The organism is Microlunatus antarcticus (assembly GCF_014193425.1).
In the GTDB taxonomy this organism is placed as follows: Bacteria; Actinomycetota; Actinomycetes; order Propionibacteriales; family Propionibacteriaceae; genus Microlunatus; species Microlunatus antarcticus.
Genome location: NZ_JACHZG010000001.1, coordinates 3011136 through 3031993 on the forward strand (window position 1 = coordinate 3011136; position 20858 = coordinate 3031993).

Below are 20858 nucleotides of genomic sequence, written 5' to 3' on the forward strand. Positions count from 1 at the left end.
GCAGAGGGAGGACAGGCAGGGCGGGCAGGTCGGGAGCTCAGCCGGTCGCGACGGGGAGCTCGGGGTGCGACGACCACTCCGACCAGGACCCCGGGTAGAGCACCGGGCGGTAGCCGGCGACGGTCAGCGCGACCGCCTCGTGCGCGGCGGTGACGCCGGAGCCGCAGTAGACGCCGACCGGGCGGTCCGGGTCGAGGCCGAGCCCGGCGAAGCGTTCCCGCAGCGCGGCCGCGCCAAGGAAGCGCCCGTTCGCGTCCAGGTTCTCCGCCGTCGGTGCGCTCAGCGCGCCCGGGATGTGCCCGGCCCGGGGGTCGATCGGCTCCTGCTCGCCGCGGTAGCGCTCGCCGGCCCGGGCGTCGAGCAGCGGCTGCTCCGCCACCCAGGCCTCGACGTCGTCCAGCCCGAGCACGTCGAACGTCCCGTACGCGAGCGTGACGGACCCGGGCTCGACCGTCTCGTCGCCGGTGGCGAGCTCGTGCCCGGCCGCCCGCCAGGCCCCGAGGGCCCCGTCGAGCAGGGAGACGTCCAGCCCGGCGTGGCTCAGCAGCCACCAGGCGCGGGACGCGGCGAGGTTGCCCGAGTCGTCGTAGACGACGACCGCGTCGCCGTCGTCGATCCCCCACGACCGGGCGGCCGCCTGCAGGTCGGCCACGTCCGGCAGCGGGTGGCGTCCCTCGCCGGGCGCCGGGTGCCGGGACAGCTCGGACCCGAGGTCCACGAACACGGCTCCCGGGATGTGCCCGGCGCGGTAGGCGGGGCGCCCGTCCGGCTCGGCCAGGGACCAGCGCACGTCGAGGACGCGTACGGGTCGGCCGTCGGCCCGGTCGCGGACGAGGTCGTCCACCCCGATCAGCACCGTGCTGGCCGTCATCGCCCGTCCCTCGCGTCCGTGATCACCTCTGAAGCGTAGGAACCCGACGTCCGCAGCTCCAACGACGAAGCGTGAACCGGAACCATCGGAGACCCCGATGACTGACGCAGCCCGCCGAAGAACACCTCGAGCGCCGACAGACCGGCCGCCTCCACGTCGACGTCGAGCCCGCGGCGCGCGGCCAGGAACACCCCGATGGCGCCGAGGTCGGGCAGGTGGGTCACCGGCACCAGCCCCGCCGGTACCGCGCCCCCGCTCGGCAGCACCGCGACGCCGAGGCCGGCCCGGGCCGCGGCGAGGACGCCCTCGAGGCTGGTGGACTCCGCCGCCACCTCGATCGACCGGCCGGTCGCGGCGAGCTCGGCGACCGCGAGCTGGCGCATGCCGCACGGCTCGACGTACGCGACCAGTGGGACGGGCACGCCCGGAGCGGGTTCGCGCCAGCCCGGCGCGGCGAACCAGGCCAGCGGCAGCGCGCCCACCTGACGGCCCGGCACCTCGGCGCCCAGCCCGAGGAGCACGGCCAGGTCGATCGCACCCCGCCCGACCGCCTCGGCCAGCTGGGTCGAGCGGTCGATCCGGAACGTGACCGACGTCGTCGGGTACGCGTCGCGCAGCACGGCGAGCAGCCCGGGCAGGACCTGCTCGGCCGCGGTCTCGGTCGAGCCGATCACCACGGCGGGTGGGCCGGCCGCCGAGAGGCGTTCGACGGCCTCGTCGTGCACCGCGAGGATACGGCGGGCCTCGACGAGCAGCCGTTCGCCGTCGGTCGTGAGCTCCGTACGCCGCCCGTTACGTCGCGTCAGCGTCTGGCGCAGGCGTCGTTCGAGCAGCTTGACGTGCTGGCTCACCGTGGGCTGACTGAGGTGCAGCGCCGCGGCCGCGCGCTCCTGGCCACCGCACTCGGTGACGGCCACGAACGTCCGCAGCTGGGTCAGGTCGAGGTGGGCCGCCATGCGCTGATCCTATGTTCCCTAGCGGGATGGTCGGGATCTTCCGAGGCGTGGACGCCCGTGCGCGTGGACGACCTGCGTCAGGCCTGGTGGAGCGCGTCGACGCAGCCACGGAGCAGCGCGACGAGCCGCTCGCGGTCGGGGGGTCCGAGGTCGCCGACCATCCGGTCCTCCACGGCCCGCACCGCGGCGCTGGCGACGGCGACCTGGCGCCGGCCGGCGGCGGTGAGCTCCGTGGGGAGCGTGCGGCCCGCCACCGGCTGCTCCGGCCGGATGACGAGGCCGTCGCGCTGCAGCGCCTGGAGCAGGACGTTCATCGACTGCCGGGTGACGAAGGCCCCGCGCGCGAGCTCGGAGCTCGACAGGCCGGGCCGTTGCGCGAGGAGCTCGAGGCAGGAGTAGTGCGTGACCGTCATCCCCAGCGGGCGCAGCACGTCCTCCATCGCCGACCGCAGCGCGCTGGCGGCGACCTTCAGGAGATAGCCCGGCGAGGCGGACAGCTCGACCTGGGCTCCGGGTTGACTCATGTCAGTATTCTGACATACGGTCGCTTATGTCAGACAACTGACAACGACGAAGGAGAACAGCATGACGGTCGACGGTCCCGGTTTCGTCTCGCTCCAGGTGCGCGACGTGTCCCGCTCCGCGGAGTTCTACGAGCACCACCTCGGCCTCACCCGCCAGGCCGGTCCGCCTCACGCGGTGGTGTTCGCCACGAAGCCGGCCGCGTTCGCCGTGCGCGACGCCCTGCCGGGCGTCGACCTCGACGCGGCCCCGCTCGGTCGCGGTGTCGGGCTGTGGCTGCACGCCGCCGAGGCCCAGGCCGTCCACGACGCACTGGTCGCGGACGGGGTGGAGATCGCCGTGGAGCCGTTCGACGGCCCGTTCGGGCGGACCTTCACCTTCGTGGACCCGGACGGCTACCTCATCACCCTCCACGACCGCGCCTGACCCCGGCGGCGCCGTGACGCCGCCGGGGGGATGAGAGCCTGACGGTCCATCCACCCGGGATGTCGGACGAGCAGAAGAAGAGGTGCGGGGAATGCAGGCGGTCGTCTACGACCGGGCGCTGGAGCCCGAGGTGCGCGAGGTCCCCGAGCCCGAGGCCGGGCCCGGCGAGGTCAAGATCAAGGTGACCCAGGCGGGCTTCTGCGGCACCGACCTGCACCTGCACCACGGCGGGTTCGGCGCGAGGTTCCCGCTGATCCCGGGCCACGAGGGCGTCGGCGTCGTCACCGCGCTGGGTGACGGGGTGACCGGCTTCGAGGTCGGCCAGCAGGTCGTGGTGAACCCGAACGCGTACTGCGGGCTCTGCGCGTACTGCCGCGCCGGCGACCTCGTCCGCTGCGAGAACCTCCTCGCCGTGGGGGTCAACCGTGACGGGATGTTCGCCGAGTACGTCTCGGTCCCTGCCGGGCAGGTGTTCGTCGCGGACGGGCTCGAGCCTGACACCGCCGTGCTGACCGAGCCGGCCTCCTGCGCGATGCACGGCCTCGAACGGCTCCGTCCCCGCCCGGGCACGAGCGCGCTCGTCTTCGGCGCCGGCCCGACCGGCACGCTCCTGGCCCAGCTGATGGCCTCCGGCGGGGTGGCCCACGTGACGGTCGCCGACCCCGCGCAGGCCAAGCTCGACACCGTCCGGGCGCTCGGCATCGACCAGACCATCGCCATCGGCCGGGTCACCGAGGACAGCGCCCAGCAGGTCACCGACCAGCTGCGAGCGGCCTCCCCCACGGGGGATGGCTACGACATCGTCGTCGAGGCCACCGGCTCCTCGGTCGTCGGCGACCTCGGGCTCCCGCTGCTGCGCAACGGCGGCACCCTGCTCGTGTACGGGGTCGCCCGCGAGGAGGCCCGGCTCGCGCTGGCGCCGTACGAGATCTTCCGCCGCGAGCTGACCGTGCTCGGGTCGTTCGCGGAGATGACGTCGTTCGCCGCCGCGATCAACGCGTTGCGCAGCGGCCGGGTGCGCACGGACGGCCTCATCACGCACCGCTTCGCCCTCGCCGACTACGCGCAGGCGATCGAGGCGGCGCAGCACGACGCCTCGGCGCACAAGATCGTCATCGTGCCGTGAGCCCCGCCCGCTCCGCGATCGTCACCGGGGCGGCCGGCGGCATCGGTCACGCGATCGCCCTGCGGCTGGCCGCGGACGGCCTGGCGGTCTCCGCGCTCGACCTGCCGGGCGCGCGGGCGGGGCTGGACGCGCTGGTCGCCGACCTCGCGACCCCGGGACAGGCGCTCGAGGGCGACGTCACCGACGCGGCCTCGGTCGACGCGGCGGTCGCGGCCCACGTGGCGCGCTTCGGCGGGCTGGACGTGATGGTGGCCAACGCCGGGATCGCGATCACCGCTCCCCTGGTCGACACCACCCCCGAGCAGTGGCGCACGACGCTCGACGTCAACCTCACCGGCGTCTTCCACTGCTACGCCGCAGCTGCGCGCCAGCTCGTCGCGCAGGGTCGGGGCGGCCGGATCATCGGGGCCGGCTCGGTCGCGGCCCACCGGGGCGGCAAGTGGCAGTCGGCCTACTCGGCCACCAAGTTCGCGGTGCGCGGGATGAGCCAGTCGCTCGCGCAGGAGCTGGCCGAGCACGGGATCACCGTCAACGTCTACAGCCCCGGCGTCGTCCGGACGCCGATGTGGGACTCGATCGACGCCGCGATGGCCGACCGGAACGGCACCGCCGTCGGCTCGGAGCTGGAGGCGATGGTCGCCGGCATCCCGCTCGGCCGCCTCGAGGTCCCCACCGACGTGGCCGGCGTGGTCTCGTTCCTGGCCTCGCCCGACGCCGCGTACGTCACCGGTCAGTCGATCGTGGTCGACGGCGGCATGTGGTTCTCCTGACGACCCTCCGACCTCTGGGAGAGTGGGCGGCATGCACCTGTACCTCGACACCGCCGACCGGGCCGCCGCCGAGCCGCTGCTCGCGACGGGACTCTTCGCCGGCCTGACGACGAACCCGACGATCCTCCAGCGCGCCGAGCGCGGGGTCGCCGACATCGAGGACATCCACGCCTGGGCCCGCGCGGCCGGGGCGCAGGAGATCTTCTTCCAGGCCTGGGGCGAGGACACGCGCACCCTGGTCGACCGCGGGCTGCGGCTGCGCGAGCTCGGGGACGACGTGGTGGTCAAGCTCGTCGTGTCGAAGGCCGGCGCCGCGGCGTGCGCCGAGCTGGCCGGTCGTGGCATCCCGACGCTGCTGACCGCCGTCTACCACCCGGGCCAGGCCATGATCGCGGCGGCGGCCGGGGCCACGTACATCGCGCCCTACCTCGGTCGGCTCGCCGACGCCGGCCGCGACGCCATGGGGGACGTGCTGGCCATGCACGAGCTCCTGGCCGCGACCGGGAGCAGCACCAAGGTCCTGCTCGCGAGCATCCGCGACGTCGGCTCGATGGTCACGCTCGCCCGCGCCGGGGTGCAGCACTTCACCTTCTCCCCGGTGGTCGCGGAGGCGTTCTTCTCCGAGGAGCTGACCATCGCGGCCTCGACCGCCTTCGAGGAGGCGGTCGTGGCGACGACGCGATGAGCGCGCCCGACATCGTCGTCGCGGGCGACGCGTTCGTCGACCTCACCTCGACGGTCGCAGTGGACGGCGGTCCCGCGTACGCGCCCCACCCGGGCGGCTCGTGCCTCAACGTCGCCGTCGGGCTCGGCCGCCTCGGGGTGCCGACCGCGCTGCTGGCGCGGGTGTCGGACGACGGGTTCGGCGAGCTGCTGCGCCGGCACCTGGCCGGCTCGGACGTGCTGGACACGTTCCTGGTGCCGAGCACCGACCAGACCGGCCTCGGGGTCGCCGACATCCTCGGCGGCGTGGCCGGCTACCGCTTCTACAACGCCGGGACCGCCGACCGCGGCCTGCGCCCCGAGCACCTCGACGGCCTCGCGCTGCCGCCCGGCGCCGCGCTGCACGTCGGGTCCGTCGCCCTCGCGTACGAGCCTCAGGCCGGCACGCTGACCGGCCTCGTCCGCGCCGAGTCGGGCCGTCGGCTGGTCACGCTCGACCCGAACGTCCGCCCCTCGGTCATCGCCGACCGCGACCACTACCTCGAGCAGCTGGCCGGCTGGGTCGCGCTGAGCGACGTGGTCAAGGTCAGCGACGAGGACGTCGCCTGGCTGCACCCGGGCGAGCCCGTCGAGGCGGTCGCGCGACGCTGGCTCGACGCCGGCGCCGCGCTGGTGCTGGTCACGTCGGGCGCCGACGGCGCATGGGCCACGACGGGGGCGTACGAGGCCAGGGTCGCGACCCCGACGGTCGAGGTCGTCGACACGGTGGGCGCGGGCGACGCGTTCATGGCGGCGACGCTCGCGTCCCTGTGGCAGACCGGACGCCTCACCCGCGCGGGCGTCGCGTCGCTGGAGCCGGCGGACCTGCAGACGCTGCTCGCCTTCGCCGTCGAGGTCGCGGCGGACACCTGCACCCGCTCGGGCGCCGAACCGCCCCGCTGGGCCGCGCGTCCCCTCGGCTGAACCACCGGGTCCCCGGACCCACCCCTACGGAAGGACACCGAGATGGCACCCCGCGTGCTCGCCGCCGGCCAGCGCAGCCAGGTCTGGCTGGGCGGTCCTGGGCTCGAGACCCCCGAGCTGGTCCTCGAGACCGCCGACCTGCTGCTGGAGGCGCCGAACTGGACGCGCGACGGCCGCCTCGTCCTCAACGGTGACGGTGTCCTGTGGACGCTCGACCCCGCCGACCCGTCCAGCGGGCTGCGCCGGATCGACCTGCCGGACCTGCCGGAGGTGAACAACGACCACGTCCTCGACCCGGACGGCGAGCACGTCTACGCCTCGGCGATGGACAGACACGTCTACCGCGGGTCGCTGAGCGGCGGACCGGTCGAGCGCGTCACGCGCGACGACGGGGCCTGGCACTTCCTGCACGGCGTCTCCCCCGACGGGACCCGGCTCGCGTACGTCGAGCTCCGCGACCTCGAGCACCCGGTGGGACGGCTGGTCGTCCTCGACCGGGCCGGGACGACGGCGCACCTGGAGACCGGGCCCGGGCACCTGGACGGACCCGAGTGGTCGCCGGACGGCGCCTGGATCTACGTCAACACCGAGGGCTTCACCTCGGCCCCGGGCCACGCCCAGCTCGCCCGGCTGCCGGCCGGCGGCGGGACCGTCGAGCGCCTGGTCACGAGCGGCACCGTCGACTGGTTCCCGCACCTCTCGCCGGACAGCGCGTACGGCACGTACATCGCCTTCCCGGCGGGAACGCTCGGCCATCCGGCCGACCTCGACGTCGAGGTGCGGGTCGTGTCGACGCAGGACTGGTCGAGCCCGCTGCAGCGCTACCCCGTCCGCGGCGGTCAGGGCACGATCAACGTCAACAGCTGGTCGCCCGACTCCACCCGGTTCGCCTTCGTCGCCTACCCGGACGGTCGTTAGCGTGGAGGACGTGCCCGGTCGAGTCGTCTACGCCAGCTTCGCCACCAAGAACCTCAGCGGCGGCGTCGACGTCCACCTGCACCACATCGCCCTGCTGCGGGCCGCCGGGATCGAGGCGGTGCTCTGGCTGCCCCAGTCGGGCACGCCCGCCTGGATGGGCGACGTCCCCGTCGTCGCGGGCGGCACCCTCGAGGTCGGCGCGGACGACGTGGTCCTGTTCCCGGAGGCCCCGGTCGTGCCCGGCGTCGATCCGGCCCCCGGCGCCCGCAAGATCATCTTCAACCAGAACCACTTCTACACGTACGCCACCTGGGACGGGCCGCTCGACGCCTACCCGGGCTGGTCACCGGCGCCGGCCGTCTGGGCGGTGTCGGAGGAGCAGGCGCAGGTCCTCCGTGCGCTGAACCCGTCGCTCCCGGTCTCGGTCGTGCCGCCGCCGGTCGACCCGGACGTGTTCTCCCCCGCGGCCGAGAAGTCGGGGATCGCCCTGCTGCCCAAGAAGCGGCCGCACGAGGCGCGGCTGCTGGGACGGCTGCTCGAGCAGGACCCGCGGGTGCCGGCCGGCTCGGTGCACGTGCTCGCGGACGTCCCGCGGTCGGAGGTTGCCCGGGTGCTCGCGCGCTCCGCGGTGTTCGTCGCCCTGTCGCACACCGACAGCTTCGGGCTTCCCGTCGCCGAGGCGATGATGTCGGGCTGCCTGGTCGCCGGCTACGACGGCGGCGGCGGGGTCGCGCTCTTCGACGCCCCGGGCGCGTGGCGCGTGCCCGAGCAGCGGCCGCTGCTGCTGGCCGACCGCCTCGCCGACCTGCTCGTCCGCCACGAGGAGCTGGCCCCGCTCGGCGCGGCGAACCGGACCTGGATCCTCGAGCGCAACGGACCCGACGCCGTCGCCGCGGCCCTGCTGGCCGCCGTCGCCGAGGCGCGTGAGCGGCCGGGGGGACGTTCCGTGGCGACCCACCCGGCCGCCTGGCTCGACCGGATGCCGGACGGCTTCACCAAGACGGGCTGAGGCTGGCTATGCAGTCACGGCAGCCTCAGGTTTTTCACGTTCACGTGAAAAACTGGCACCGACCACGGCAGATCTGGTGCGGTCAGCGCGAGTTTTTCACGTGAACGTGAAAGACCTGAGGCCTGTGGGACGAACCGACCTGGGCGAACGACCCCAGGGGCGGATCGCTCGGGTGCTACATTCCGGAGTCGGACGAGCTGGTCACGACGACGACCTCGAGGGTGCGGGGGCCGTGGACGCCCTCGACGCGGTTGAGCTCGATGTCGCTGGTGGCGCTGGGCCCGCTGATCATGGTCGTCGGGCGCACCGGGTCGAGCAGCGCGAGCGCCTGCGGGACGTCGGGCACGATCTGGTCGGCCCGGACGACGCAGAGGTGGTAGTCGGGGACGAGCGTCAACAGGCGGCGGCCCTGGTCGGGCGACGCGTCGAGGACGATCGTGCCGGTCTCCGCGACCGCGACCGCGCAGGCGGTGACGACGCCGTCGAGGTGGTCGAGCTCGGCGACCGTCAGGCCCGCGCCGTCGGCGGGCCGGTCGCGCCGCACCGCGACGCCGCTGCCGTCCAGCCAGCCGGCGTCGAGCCCCGCGGGCACCGCCACCGACTGGACGCCCTGGTCGCGCAGGGCGGCCGCCAGCGTCGCGACCAGCTCGTCCGGCGTGGTGCGCCGGACCCGGGCCTTGTAGTCGACCAGGCGGTCGACCAGCAGCTCGACGAGCTCGTCGGTCGACGCCGACCGCGTACGGCGGTAGTCGCGCGCGATGGCCTCGTACGGGAGGTCGGGCGGCGGGGCCAGCCGGTGCGCGTCACGGATTCGGCCCAGGACGACGTCGCGGGCGGAGGCGGGTGCGTCGCTCACGAGGGGTCCCCGGAGTGCGTGTCGGCCCACCAGTCCCGGAACGTCTGCTGCGGCGGTCGCGCGAGGTCGCGCGTCTCGGTCCACTGCTTGACCACCGGCAGCGGGACCTCGCCGATCGTCCCGCGCCGGCGCCCGAGCAGCCGGCCGAACCGGCCGCTCCGCAGCGCGAGCGTCCACCGGAGCGGGCTGCGCATGACGTACGACAGGGTCCGCATGGCGACCGCCTCGGCGCTCGGCGCGCGGTGCTCCTCGGCGTACGTCTCCGTGTGCCGGGCGCGCAGGTGGACGAGGATCTCCGGGATGTTGATCTTGACCGGGCAGGCGTCGTAGCAGGCGCCGCAGAGCGACGACGCGAAGGGCAGCGACGCGTTGTCCTCCACCCCGGTCAGCAGCGGCGACAGGATCGCGCCGATCGGCCCGGGGTAGACCGACCCGTACGCGTGCCCGCCGGCCCGCTCGTAGACGGGGCAGACGTTGAGGCAGGCGCTGCACCGGATGCAGTTGAGCGCGTCGCGCCCCTCGGCGTCGGCGAGGACCTGCGTCCGCCCGTTGTCGAGCAGCACGAGGTGGAACTCCTGCGGCCCGTCGTCGGGGGTCAGCCCGGTCCACATCGAGGTGTACGGGTTCATCCGCTCCCCCGTGCTCGAGCGGGGCAGCAGCTGGAGGAACACCTCGAGGTCGGTGTAGCGGGGGACGAGCTTCTCGATGCCCATCACGGTGATCAGCGTCTTCGGCAGGGTGAGGCACATGCGCCCGTTCCCCTCCGACTCGACGACGCCGATCGTGCCGGTCTCGGCGATGGCGTAGTTCGCGCCGCTGATCGCCACCTCCGCGGACAGGAACTTGCGCCGCAGGTGCAGGCGTGCCGCTCCGGCGAGGACGGCGGGCTCGTCGGTGAGGTCGGGGTCGACGTCGCCCATCTCGTCGAGGAAGATCCGCCGGATCTCGGAACGGTTCCGGTGGATCGCGGGCACGAGGATGTGGCTGGGCCGGTCGTGCCCGAGCTGCACGATGAGCTCGGCCAGGTCGGTCTCCCACGCCGAGACCCCGGCGGCCTCGAGGGCCTCGTTCAGCGCGATCTCCTGCGTCGCCATCGACTTGACCTTGACGACCTCGTCGACGCCCTTGGCCTTGACCAGGTCGACGACGATCCGGTTGGCCTCGTCGGCGTCGCGGGCCCAGTGCACGACCCCGCCGCGGGCCGTGACCGCCGCCTCGAGCTGCTCGAGGTAGTCGGGCAGGTGGGCCATCGTGTGGACCTTGAGCTGTCGGCCGGCCTCGCGCAGCTCCTCCCAGTCGGGCAGCTCGGCGACCACGGAGGCGCGCTTGGCCCGGATCGTGCGGGTCGCGTGGCCGAGGTTGGCCCGCAGCTGGGTGTCGGCGAGCGCGTGCCGGGCCGCGGCGGGGAAGCTCTCGTCCCCCCGCAGGTGCCCGACGCCGCGCGGGGCGGGGGGCGGCAGGGTGGGCATCCCCAGCATGACGGTGTTCGACGTCGCTGTGCTCACGCCCGTCCCTCCAGCGTCGTCGCGTGCGCCTGGTCCACCGCGTACGGCCGGTCCCGCGTCGCCGCGAGGATCTGCGCGAGGTGGACGGTGCCGACCCCCGACCGGATCCGGGACAGACCGCCGCCGATGTGCATCAGGCAGGAGCTGTCGCCGGCGCTGCAGAACTGGGCCCCGGTGTCGAGCACGTGGCGCATCTTGTCCGTCATCATCGCGGTCGAGGTGTCGGCGTTCTTGACCGCGAAGGTGCCGCCGAAGCCGCAGCACTGGTCCGCGTCGGGCAGGTCGACCAGCCGGATCCCGTCGACGGCCCGCAGCAGGCTCAGCGGCTTGTCGCCGACCCGCAGCATCCGCAGCGAGTGGCAGGTGGGGTGGTAGGTGACGCGGTGCGGGAAGTAGGCGCCGACGTCGGTGACGCCGAGGACGTCGACGAGCAGCTCGGACAGCTCGTACGTCTTGCCCGCGACGTCGGTGACCGCGTCCTGGAGCCCGGTGCTGCCGAAGCGGCGCGCGACGAGGCCGTGCTGGTGGCGCACCGACCCGACGCAGGACCCGGACGGGGCGACGACGGCGTCGTACGGGGCGAACACGTCGGCGTAGCGCTCGACCAGCGGCAGCGCGGCCTTCTGGTAGCCGGTGTTGACGTGCATCTGCCCGCAGCAGGACTGCTCGGCGGGGAAGGCGACGGTGTGGCCGAGACGCTCGAGCACGGCCACGGTGGCCCGTCCGACGTCGGGGAACATCGCGTCGGCCAGGCAGGTGATCAGCAACCCGATCTTCACGACCCGGCCTCCTTCGTGGTGCTCGGCGCTGCGTCGGTCACGGGGTCGTAGCGTCGCAGGTCGAGCTGCTCGGCCGTCCGGGCCCGCATCTCCTCCAGCGTGCCCGTGAGGGAGCCGGCGGTGCGCGCCTGGACCATGACGTTACCCAGCGCCGTGGCCTCCACCGGACCGGCGAGCACCGGACGGCCCGTGGCGTCGGCCGCCAGCTGGCAGAGCAGGGCGTTCTGGGACCCTCCGCCGACCACGTGCACGACCTCGACCGTGCGCCCGGTCAGCCGCTCGGCCTGGTCGAGCGTGCGCGCGTACGCGGCCGCGAGCGACTCCAGCACGCAGCGCACCACCGCCGCCGACGACGCGGGGACCTCCTGCCCGGCGGCACGGCAGGCCTCCCGGATCCGGGCGGGCATGTCCCCGGGCGCGATGAACGTGTCGTCGTCGACGTCGATCGTCGGACCGCCCGCGGGCAGCGCGGCGGCCTGGTCGAGGAGCGCCTCCAGCTCGGCCGGCTCGCCGCGCTCGGCCCAGTCCCGCAGCGACTCCGACAGCAGCCACAGCCCGCCGACGTTGCGCAGGAACCGGGTGCGCCCGTCCACGCCGCCCTCGTTGGTGAAGTTCGCCGTCCGGCTCTCCGGCGTCAGCACCGGCGCGTCGAGCTCGAGGCCGACGAGCGACCAGGTCCCCGAGGAGACGTAGGCCCAGGCCGGCTCGGTGGCCGGGACGCCGACGACGGCGGAGGCGGTGTCGTGGGAGCCGACCGCGACCACCGTGACCCCCGGGGGCAGCCCGGTCTCCGCCGCCACCGCGGGCAGCAACGCGCCGAGAGGCTCCCCCGGCTGGACCAGCGGCGGGAAGAGGTCGACCGGCAGGTCGAGGCGCGCAGCCAGGTCGGCCGGGAACGTCCGCGTCCGGGCGTCGAGCAGGCCCGTCGTCGAGGCGTTCGTGACCTCCGTCCGCAGCTCCCCGGTCAGCCAGTAGCCGATCAGGTCGGGCAGCAGCACGGCGTGCCGCACCCGCGGCCAGAGCGGGCCCCGCTGCTCGGCGGCGAGCTGGTAGACGGTGGTGAAGGGCAGGGACTGCAGCCCGTTCACCACGTACAGGTCCGCCGCGCTCACGCGCTCGTGCACGGCGGCGAGGACCGCGGGCGTGGTCCGGTCGTCGCGGTACGCGGTGGGCTCGGCCAGCAGCCGGCCGTCCGTGTCGAGCAGGCCGTAGTCGACGGCCCAGGTGTCGACGCCGATGCTCGTCACATCGGCGAAGGCCTCCCCCAGCCGGGTCAGACCGACCAGGACCTCGGCGAACAGCCCGCTCAGGTCCCAGCGCAGGCGGTCCCCGTCCCGGACGGCGCCGTTGGCGAAGCGGTGCACCGTGTGCAGCTCGACCCGCCCGTCGTCGACCACGCCGGCGACGACCCGCCCGCTCGACGCCCCGATGTCGATCGCGGCGTGGACCGTACGAGCCCGGGTGCTCACCGGAGGAACGCTCATCGGAGAAAAGCAGCCGCCACCCCGGCGTCGACGGGCACGTGCAGGCCGGTGGTGTGGCTCAGGTCGGCCGAGCAGAGCACGAAGACGGCGTTGGCCACGTTCTCGGGCAGCACCTCGCGCTTGAGCAGCGTCCGCTGCGCGTAGTAGGCGCCGAGCTCGGACTCGGGCACCCCGTACACGGCGGCCCGCTTGGCCCCCCAGCCGCCGGCGAAGATCCCGGAGCCGCGGACGACGCCGTCGGGGTTGATGCCGTTGACCTTGACGCCGTGCTCGCCGAGCTCGGCGGCCAGCAGCCGCACCTGGTGGGCCTGGTCGGCCTTCGTCGCGGAGTAGGCGATGTTGTTGGGCCCGGCGAAGACGGAGTTCTTGCTGGAGATGTAGACGATGTCGCCGCCCAGCCCCTGGTCGATCAGCACCCGGGCCGCGGCCCGCGACACCAGGAACGAGCCCTTGGCCATCACCGCGTGCTGGAGGTCCCAGTCGGTGACCGTGGTGTCGAGCAACGACTTCGACAGCGACAGCCCAGCGTTGTTGACGACCAGGTCGAGCCCACCGAAGGCGAGCACGGTCGCGTCGACCGCCGCCTGCACCGCGGCCTCGTCGGTGACGTCGGCTGCGACCCCGATCGCCACGTCCGGCCCCCCGATCTCCGCGGCGGCGGCGGCTGCCTTCTCCACGTCGAGGTCGGCGATCACGACGCACGCGCCCTCCGCGGCGAGGCGGGTGGCGATGGCCTTGCCGATCCCGGAGGCTGCGCCGGTGACAAGGGCGATCCGGGTCGCGAGCGGCTTGGGCTTCGGCAGCCGTGCGAGCTTGGCCTCCTCCAGCGCCCAGTACTCGATCCGGAACTTCTCGCGCTCGTCGATCGGGGCGTACGTGCTGATCCCCTCGGCCCCGCGCATGACGTTGATGGCGTTGACGTAGAACTCCCCCGCCACGCGGGCGGTCTGCTTGTTCGCCCCGTACGAGAACATCCCGACGCCCGGCACCAGGACGACCAGCGGGTCGGCACCGCGGATCGGCGGGGAGTCGGGGCCGGCGTAGCGGTCGTAGTACGCCTGGTAGTCCGCCCGGTAGGCCTCGTGCAGCTCGGCCAGACGCGCCTTCGCGTCCTCGAGCGGGGCGTCGGCCGGCAGGTCGAGCACGAGGGGCTTGACCTTGGTCCGCAGGAAGTGGTCCGGGCAGCTCGTACCCAGCGCGGCGAGCCTCGGGTGCTCCGCGGCGGCGAGGAAGTCGAGCACCACCGCGTCGTCGGTGAAGTGGCCGACCATCGGCCGGTCGTGGGAGGCGAGACCGCGGACGACAGGGGCCAGGGCGACTGCCCGCGCGCGCCGCTCCGCCTCGGGCAGCGCGCCGTACCCAGGCAGTGCCGGCCCGAACGGCTCCGGCTTCGCGTGGTCGGCGATGAAGCGGGCCGCGGTGTCGATGATCCACAGCGAGGCGGCCTCGGCCTGCTCGGAGGTGTTGCCCCAGGCGGTGATCCCGTGGCCGCCCAGGATGCAGCCGACCGCTTCGGGGTGGGCCTCCTTGAGCGCCGCGATGTCGAGCCCGAGCTGGAAGCCGGGACGGCGCCACGGCACCCAGACGACCTGGTCGCCGAAGATCTTCGTCGTCAGCTCCTCGCCGTCCGCCGCGGTGGCGATGGCGATCCCGGAGTCGGGGTGCAGGTGGTCGACGTGAGCCGCGTCCACCAGGCCGTGCATCGCGGTGTCGATCGACGGGGCCGCGCCGCCCCGGCCGTGCAGGCAGTAGTCGAACGCCGCGACCATCTCGTCCTCGCGCTCGACGCCGGGGTAGGTCCCGACGAGGGCGCGGACGCGGTCCAGCCGGAGCACGGCCAGCCCGCTCTCGGTCAGCGTCCCGAGGTCACCCCCGGAACCCTTGACCCAGAGGAGCTCGACGTCCTCGCCGGTGACGGGGTCGACGTCGCGGCCTTTCGCCGAGGTGTTGCCGCCGGCGTAGTTCGTGTTCTTCGGGTCGGAGCCGAGCCGGTTCGATCGCTTGATCAGCTCAGCGACGGCGGGGTTCGTGTCGTCAGCACCGGTCACGTCAGGCGCCCCAGCCGGCCTGGCGACCACCGACGCGGTCGGTCTCGATCGTGCGCTGGTAGCCGGACACCGCGTACGCGTGCATCGGGTCCCCGGGCAGACCGCGCGACTCGCGCCAGGCGGCGAGGTCGGGGCGGACGTCGGTGTAGAAGGCGTCCATGATCAGCCCGTTGGCGCCGAGCACGTCGCCGTCGGCCTGCGCCTTGGCCAGCGCGTCGTGGTCGACGAGCAGGGCGCGCGCCGTCATCTCCTGCACGTTGAGCACCGACCGGATCTGGCCGGGGATCTTGTCCTCGACGTTGTGGCACTGGTCGAGCATGAAGGCGACGTCGGAGCCCGGTCCGAAGCCGCCGCCGCGGATGACCTCGTAGAGGATCCGGAACAGCTGGAAGGGATCGGCTGACCCGACGATCAGGTCGTCGTCGGCGTAGTAGCGCGAGTTGAAGTCGAACGAGCCGAGCTTTCCGAGCCGCAGGAGCTGGGCGACGATGAACTCGATGTTGGTGCCCGGCGCGTGGTGGCCGGTGTCGAGGCAGACCATCGCCTTGTCGCCCAGCGCGCTCACGTGGGCGTACGAGGTGCCCCAGTCGGGGACGTCGGTGTGGTAGAACGCCGGCTCGAAGAACTTGTACTCCAGCACCATCCGCTGCTCCGGCCCGAGCCGGTCGTAGATCTGGCGGAGGCTGTCGGCGAGGCGGTCCTGACGGCCGCGGATGTCGCCCTGGCCGGCGTAGTTCGTGCCGTCGGCGAGCCAGATCTTCAGGTCCCGGGAACCGGTCGCGTCCATCACGTCGACGCACGTGAAGTGGTGCTCGATGGCCTTGCGGCGGATCGTCTCGTCGACGTGGGTCAGGCTGCCGAACTTGTAGGCGTCGTCCTGGAACGTGTTCGAGTTGATCGTGCCCAGGGTGACGCCGTGGTCCTCGGCGTACCGGCCCAGGGCGGCGAAGTCGTCGACCTGGTCCCACGGGATGTGCAGGGCGACCTTGGGCGCCAGTCCGGTGGCCGCGTGCACCTGCGCCGCGTCGGCGATCTTCTCCTCGACGCTGCGGGGCGTGCCCGGGGTGGAGAAGACCTTGAAGCGGGTGCCGGAGTTGCCGAAGGCCCACGACGGGAGCTCGATGGCCTGGCCGGCGAGCTGGTCGGTGATATCGGCGAACGACGCCATGGGGGACTCCACTTCTCACGCTGTCTTGAAACGTTCCATCGAGAGCCCGACCCTACGACTCGGCGTTACACGTGTCAAGGAACCCGCGCCGCGTCCCGACCGCGGCGCGGCGGCCGTCCGATATCCTCCTGAAACCTTCAACGCGCCGGCCGGTCGTCGTGGGCGACGCAGGCCGGAGAGGAGCCCGTGTGCCCCGCAAGTCGTCGACGAGCATGAAGGACGTCGCCACGCTGGCCGGGGTCTCGCTGGGCACCGTGTCGAACGTCGTGAACTCGCCCGACCTCGTGAGCCCGGCCACCCGGGACCGGGTGGAGACCGCGATCGCCAAGCTGGGCTGGGTGCCGAACGAGTCGGCCCGCCAGCTGCGCGCCGGCCGCAGCCGGGTGATCAGCATGGTCGTGATGGACATCGGCAACCCGTTCTTCACCGACGTCCTGCGCGGGGTCGAGGACTGGGTCCAGGGCCGCGGCTACCACGTGCAGGCGAGCAACAGCGCGGCCCGTCCCGAGCGCGAGAGCGAGCAGCTGCGGGTGCTGGAGCAGCAGCGCGTGGGCGGCATCCTCTGGGCGCCGGTCAGCGGTCCGAGCGACCGCGCGGAGACCCTGCGCCGACGGGGCATCCCGGTCGTGATCGTCGACCGTGCGGGCGACGGGACCGGCTACTGCTCGGTGTCGGTCGACGACGTCGAGGGCGGTCGGCTCGCCACCTCGCACCTGCTCGACCTCGGCCACACCTCGATCGCCCTGGTCGGTGGCCCGGGCACCCTGCACCAGGTCCGCGACCGCCGGCTCGGCGCGGAGATCGCCCGCGGCCAGCACGGCAGCTCGGCCTCCCTGCTCGTCGTGTCGACGGACTCGCAGGAGGCCGCCGCCGGGGTCGCCGCCGCCGACCAGCTCGTCGGGCTGCCCGACGCCGAGCGCCCGACGGCGGTCTTCGCCATGAACGACCTGCTCGCGATCGGGCTGCTGCAGGGCTTCGTCACGCACGGCCTGCGGGTGCCGGAGGACGTCGCGCTCATCGGCTACGACGACATCTCCTTCGCCGCGTCCGCCGCCGTGCCGCTGTCCTCGGTCCGGCAGCCGCGCGAGGCCCTGGGCCGCCGGGGCGCCGAGCTGCTGTTCGAGGAGATGGAGGCCGCCGACCACGACCTCCCCCACGAGCACCAGGGCGTGCGCTTCACCCCCGAGCTGGTCGTCCGGCGCAGCACGTCCCCGCGCTGAGCCTCTGCGCACGGCAGTTCGACAAACGGCAGCTCGACGGGCACAGACGCACCAACGAGGCAGCGGGCGATCCTCGAGCCCGCCTTTCGCCCGCGAGCGGTACACCTTCCCGCTCCGAGTGAGATGACCACCGGGAAGGCGTACCGCTCGAGGGGATCTGTGACCGGTGGCGCCACAAGTCGCGCCAGGGGCCCCTGGGTGTGCCCTCTGGCGCCAGGAGTCGCGTGCTTCCGCTTCCTGGCCGCGCTGAGCGCGTCTACCCCTTCACCGAGCCGGCGGCCATGCCGGCGACGATCTTGCGGTTGAAGAAGATGAACATGACGAACGGCGGGATCATCACGAGCAGGATCGTGGCGAACAGCAGGTTGTACTGCGTCGTGAACTGGCTCTGGAAGTTGAGCAGCGTGACCTGGATCGTCGCGTTCTGCGTGCCCGGCAGGAAGTAGAGCGGGTTCTGGAAGTCGTTGTAGACGAACACCGACTGCAGGATGATCACCGTGATCATCACCGACCGCAGGACCGGGAAGATCACCCGGAAGAAGACCTGCAGCGGGTTCGCCCCGTCCACGGTCGCGGCCTCGTCGAGCTCGCGCGGGACGCTGGCGATGAAGGCGCGGAAGAGCAGGATGCAGAAGGGCAGCCCGTACGCGATCTCGATCAGGATCAGGCCGGGCATCGTCTTGAACAGCCCGACCTTCTGCAGCACCCAGATCGTCGGCACGATGGCCGGCGGCACGATCAGGCCGGCAAGGACGAGAAGCCCGACCGCCCCGGTGGTCCGGCCCGGGCGGCGCTGCCAGACGTACGCGACCATCGCCCCGAGGAAGACCATCGCCGCCACGCTGACGACGGTCAGGATGACGCTGTTGATGAACGCGATGACCATCAGGTAGTCCCGCGACGAGAACGCCTGGGCGATGTTCTGCAGCAGCTGGAAGTTCCGTGGCCAGGCGAAACGCAGCTCGTTCGACTGGACCCGGTCCTGCGAGGCGAGCAGCAGGATGAAGAGGAAAGGGACCACGAAAAAGATCCCGGTGAAGACGATGCCGACGCCGCCGATGACGACGCCCCGCGTGTTCCTCATCAGTCCTCCGCCCGGTTGAGCCAGCGCGTCAGCGGCACGACGATGAGGGTCACGAGCAGGAACAGCACGACCGAGCCCGCGGTGGAGAGGCCGTAGAAGCCGGCCTGGTACTGCTTGTAGATCACCGAGGCGATCACGTCGGAGGCGAACCCGGGCCCGCCCTTGGTCATCGCGTAGATGAGGTCGAAGGACCGCAGCCCACCGATCAGGGAGAGCGTGATCACCGACGCGGTGGCCGGCCGGACGAGCGGCAGCGTGATCGTGCGGAACAGCTGCCAGCGGCTCGCGCCGTCGACCTGGGCCGCCTCGTTGTACTCGCCGGCGATGGACACCAGCCCGGCGATGTAGATCACCGTGGCCAGCCCGACACCCTTCCAGACGTCGACCAGCGCCACCGAGATCAGCGCCAGGCTCGGGTTGGTCAGCCAGCCCGGGCCGTCGACCCCGACGTGGCCGAGGGCGTTGTTGATCAGCCCCTTCTCGGGGTTCATCAGGACGGTGAAGGTGAGGCCGACGCCGATGGCGCTGACCAGCACCGGGAAGAAGATCACCGAGCGGAGGTAGCCGCGGGCGATGATCCGCGACGTCAGCGCGATGGCCAGGGCCATGCCGAGGACGACCTTGAGCCCGGACGTCAGCACCGCGTAGATCAGCGTGTTCCGCAGGCCGATGACCAGCGCCTGCTCCTGGAAGAACGTCCGGTAGTTGTCCAGCCCGATCCAGCGCGAGGTGAAGAGGTCCCACCGGGTGAACGAGAAGTAGAACGACGTCAGCGTCGGGACGACGAAGAACACGACGTAGATGACGCCGGGAATGATCAGGAACCAGTACGGGTACGGCCCCCGGCGTCGGGACCCCCTGCTCTTCGGCGCCGGCTCGGCCGGAGCGGCCCGCGTCGCCTCCGGGGTGCTCGTCGTGCTCGCCATCCCGTCTCCTTCGGTGGGTGTGCTGGGTGGACGGAGCCCACCGTCGGGCTCAGGAGGACGGCTCCCGAGCCCGTCGGCGGGCGGTGGGGATCAGTCCCAGCCGGGGAGGTTGAGCTGCTGCGCCTGCTTCTTGACGTCCTTGTCGTACAGGGCCGCGGCCTGGGCCGCGCTCTCCTGGCCGGTGCCGACCTGGATGCAGATCTGCTCGAGGTTCGGGCCCTTGACCGGCGACTTGAACTCCAGCGCGGGGGTCGCGTGACCGGCGTCGAAGTAGGCCTGGGTGTCCTTGGCCACCTGGGAGACGGTGCTCGGCAGGGTGCAGGCCTTGGACAGGAACGGGCCCTGCGGGGGCGAGCCCTGGATGGCGGCGTCGCAGCCCTGCTGGGTCGTCACGAAGGTCAGGAACTTCTTGGCGGCGTCGAGCTTGTCGCCCTCGGCCGACTTCGGGATGTAGAGGGCCGACGTGCCGGGCCACACGGTCAGGTTGTTCGAGGCCGGGTCGTTCCCGGGCAGGGCGAACATGCCGACGTCGTTCGTCTTCCCGGGAGCCAGGTTCTCGATGTTGGCCGCGGAGCCGCCGAGCTGCGGGTACTGGGCCGCCTCGCCGGTGGCGACCGCCTTCATGCCGTCGTTCAGCGTGGCCGAGGCGAAGTCCTTGTTGAGGTAGCCCGCGTCCTTGACCGCCTGGATGTGCTCGAAGCCGGCCAGGGCGGCCGGGGTGTTGGCGTAGCCGGCCTGGTTGGCGGTGTACTTCGTGGCGAAGTCGGGGACGGCCGCCTCGACGTTCGCGTAGTCGCCGAGCACGAAGAGCTGCGAGGTCCAGGACTCGCCGTACGTCTGCTCGACCGGGTCGACCCCGCCAGCGTCCTTGATCTTCTTGCTGTTGGCCATGAACTCGTCCCACGTCTTGGGGATCTCGAGCCCGAGCTTCTTGTACACGGGGATGTTGTAGAGCACCCCGCCGCCGAACGCCGTGCCGATCGGACCGCCGTAGAGCTTGCCGTCCGTGCCCTTCGACGAGGCCGCGAAGTTGTCGTCGAGCTGCCCGGCCCACGGCTGGTCGTCGAGCGCCGTCAGGTTCTGCTCCGGCTTGATCGCCTGCAGCAGCGACCCGTTGTTGTACTGGAAGACCTCGGCCATGTCCCCGGTCGCCAGCCGCGTCTTGATGATGTTGTCGCCGTCTGTGCCGCCCGGGCGGGTGTCGGTGTTGATGGTGATGCCCGGGTTGGCGGCCTGGAAGGCGGCGATGACCGCCTTCGTCTGCGCCGCCGTGGCGTCGTCGTTGGGGATCAGGTAGGTGATCGTCACCGCGGCCGCGCTTCCCCCGGCGCTGCCCGCGTCGCTGCTGCTGCCGAGACTGCCGGCGCTGCAGCCGGCCGCCACCAGGGCGATCGACGACGTGACGGCCACCGTGGCGAGTCCTCGCCGGGCCGTTCTGCTGAACCTCATGGTGCCTCCGGGTGTTCGAGGCAGCTGCGCAGAGGCCTGAAGAGCCATCCGGGCCGCAGTGCCTGGATCGTTTCAATGCCCGAACGTTAACCTAGGTGCCGCCGCCCGTCAACAC

General features: G+C 72.6%; 20 protein-coding genes. 8 read left to right on the forward strand and 12 right to left on the reverse strand.

The window, feature by feature from the left end; translation table 11 throughout:
* Positions 1-37: 37 nt before the first annotated feature.
* From FHX39_RS14000 to FHX39_RS14010, 3 genes are all read right to left on the reverse strand, one after another.
* Positions 38-871 carry a sulfurtransferase gene (locus tag FHX39_RS14000; protein WP_183339372.1) on the reverse strand — a complete coding sequence of 278 codons (834 nt, stop codon included), beginning with the start codon at positions 869-871 and terminating at the stop codon, positions 38-40.
* Positions 868-1827 (reverse strand): LysR substrate-binding domain-containing protein, encoded by a 960-nt coding sequence (locus FHX39_RS14005; RefSeq protein WP_183339374.1) that lies wholly within the window; start codon positions 1825-1827, stop codon positions 868-870. The genes FHX39_RS14000 and FHX39_RS14005 overlap by 4 nt, the downstream gene beginning before the upstream one ends.
* A 77-nt stretch (positions 1828-1904) precedes the next feature.
* Positions 1905-2351 carry a MarR family winged helix-turn-helix transcriptional regulator gene (locus FHX39_RS14010; RefSeq protein ID WP_183339376.1) on the reverse strand — a complete coding sequence of 149 codons (447 nt, stop codon included), beginning with the start codon at positions 2349-2351 and terminating at the stop codon, positions 1905-1907.
* Between the two features lie 61 nt (positions 2352-2412).
* On the opposite strand from FHX39_RS14010, the gene FHX39_RS14015 reads away from it, so the two are divergent.
* From FHX39_RS14015 to FHX39_RS21820, 7 genes are all read left to right on the forward strand, one after another.
* On the forward strand, positions 2413-2775 hold the full coding sequence (locus FHX39_RS14015) for a VOC family protein (RefSeq protein ID WP_183339378.1): 363 nt from the start codon (positions 2413-2415) through the stop codon (positions 2773-2775).
* A 91-nt stretch (positions 2776-2866) separates the two neighbouring features.
* Complete coding sequence (locus FHX39_RS14020) at positions 2867-3901, forward strand: zinc-dependent alcohol dehydrogenase family protein (RefSeq protein ID WP_183339380.1); 1035 nt, start codon at positions 2867-2869, stop codon at positions 3899-3901.
* Entirely contained in the window at positions 3898-4671 is a 774-nt protein-coding gene (locus tag FHX39_RS14025; RefSeq protein ID WP_183339382.1) for an SDR family oxidoreductase, read from the forward strand. Before FHX39_RS14020 ends, FHX39_RS14025 begins: the two co-directional genes overlap by 4 nt.
* A 31-nt stretch (positions 4672-4702) precedes the next feature.
* On the forward strand, positions 4703-5356 hold the full coding sequence (locus FHX39_RS14030; RefSeq protein ID WP_183339384.1) for a transaldolase family protein: 654 nt from the start codon (positions 4703-4705) through the stop codon (positions 5354-5356).
* The gene (locus FHX39_RS14035) at positions 5353-6297 is read left to right on the forward strand and encodes a carbohydrate kinase family protein (RefSeq protein WP_183339386.1); all 945 of its coding nucleotides are present in this window, start codon (positions 5353-5355) and stop codon (positions 6295-6297) included. Before FHX39_RS14030 ends, FHX39_RS14035 begins: the two co-directional genes overlap by 4 nt.
* 42 nt (positions 6298-6339) lie before the next feature.
* The gene (locus FHX39_RS14040) at positions 6340-7215 is read left to right on the forward strand and encodes a TolB family protein (RefSeq protein WP_183339388.1); all 876 of its coding nucleotides are present in this window, start codon (positions 6340-6342) and stop codon (positions 7213-7215) included.
* A 10-nt stretch (positions 7216-7225) separates the two neighbouring features.
* A complete protein-coding gene (locus tag FHX39_RS21820) occupies positions 7226-8224 on the forward strand; it encodes a glycosyltransferase (protein WP_183339390.1) in 999 nt (332 codons plus the stop codon).
* A gap of 175 nt (positions 8225-8399) precedes the next feature.
* Here FHX39_RS21820 and FHX39_RS14050 read toward each other — a convergent pair whose 3' ends face one another.
* Genes FHX39_RS14050 through rhaI form a run of 6 tightly spaced genes read right to left on the reverse strand, consistent with a single transcriptional unit; the run spans position 8400 to position 16064 of the window.
* The gene (locus tag FHX39_RS14050; protein ID WP_183339392.1) at positions 8400-9080 is read right to left on the reverse strand and encodes a LutC/YkgG family protein; all 681 of its coding nucleotides are present in this window, start codon (positions 9078-9080) and stop codon (positions 8400-8402) included.
* Complete coding sequence (locus tag FHX39_RS14055) at positions 9077-10558, reverse strand: LutB/LldF family L-lactate oxidation iron-sulfur protein (protein ID WP_232531269.1); 1482 nt, start codon at positions 10556-10558, stop codon at positions 9077-9079. The genes FHX39_RS14050 and FHX39_RS14055 overlap by 4 nt, the downstream gene beginning before the upstream one ends.
* A gap of 23 nt (positions 10559-10581) precedes the next feature.
* Positions 10582-11364 carry a (Fe-S)-binding protein gene (locus FHX39_RS14060; RefSeq protein ID WP_183339394.1) on the reverse strand — a complete coding sequence of 261 codons (783 nt, stop codon included), beginning with the start codon at positions 11362-11364 and terminating at the stop codon, positions 10582-10584.
* Positions 11361-12833, reverse strand: coding sequence for a rhamnulokinase (locus FHX39_RS14065; RefSeq protein WP_332836835.1), 1473 nt, complete (start codon positions 12831-12833; stop codon positions 11361-11363). Before FHX39_RS14065 ends, FHX39_RS14060 begins: the two co-directional genes overlap by 4 nt.
* 11 nt (positions 12834-12844) lie before the next feature.
* The gene (locus FHX39_RS14070; protein WP_183339398.1) at positions 12845-14896 is read right to left on the reverse strand and encodes a bifunctional aldolase/short-chain dehydrogenase; all 2052 of its coding nucleotides are present in this window, start codon (positions 14894-14896) and stop codon (positions 12845-12847) included.
* Between the two features lies 1 nt (position 14897).
* On the reverse strand, positions 14898-16064 hold the full coding sequence (gene rhaI, locus FHX39_RS14075) for an L-rhamnose isomerase (protein ID WP_183339400.1): 1167 nt from the start codon (positions 16062-16064) through the stop codon (positions 14898-14900).
* Positions 16065-16252: 188 nt separating this feature from the next.
* Between rhaI and FHX39_RS14080 the strand changes: the two genes are divergently transcribed.
* Positions 16253-17284: a LacI family DNA-binding transcriptional regulator gene (locus FHX39_RS14080; protein WP_332836836.1), complete on the forward strand. Its 1032-nt coding sequence runs from the start codon at positions 16253-16255 to the stop codon at positions 17282-17284.
* Positions 17285-17540: 256 nt separating this feature from the next.
* Here the strand turns inward: FHX39_RS14080 and FHX39_RS14085 are convergent, their stop codons facing one another.
* The 3 genes from FHX39_RS14085 to FHX39_RS14095 all read right to left on the reverse strand — a co-directional run bounded on the left by FHX39_RS14085 (position 17541) and on the right by FHX39_RS14095 (position 20704).
* Positions 17541-18368 (reverse strand): carbohydrate ABC transporter permease, encoded by an 828-nt coding sequence (locus tag FHX39_RS14085; protein WP_183339402.1) that lies wholly within the window; start codon positions 18366-18368, stop codon positions 17541-17543.
* A complete protein-coding gene (locus FHX39_RS14090; RefSeq protein WP_183339404.1) occupies positions 18368-19294 on the reverse strand; it encodes a carbohydrate ABC transporter permease in 927 nt (308 codons plus the stop codon). Before FHX39_RS14090 ends, FHX39_RS14085 begins: the two co-directional genes overlap by 1 nt.
* 90 nt (positions 19295-19384) lie before the next feature.
* Complete coding sequence (locus FHX39_RS14095; protein ID WP_332836837.1) at positions 19385-20704, reverse strand: ABC transporter substrate-binding protein; 1320 nt, start codon at positions 20702-20704, stop codon at positions 19385-19387.
* Positions 20705-20858: the final 154 nt, after the last annotated feature.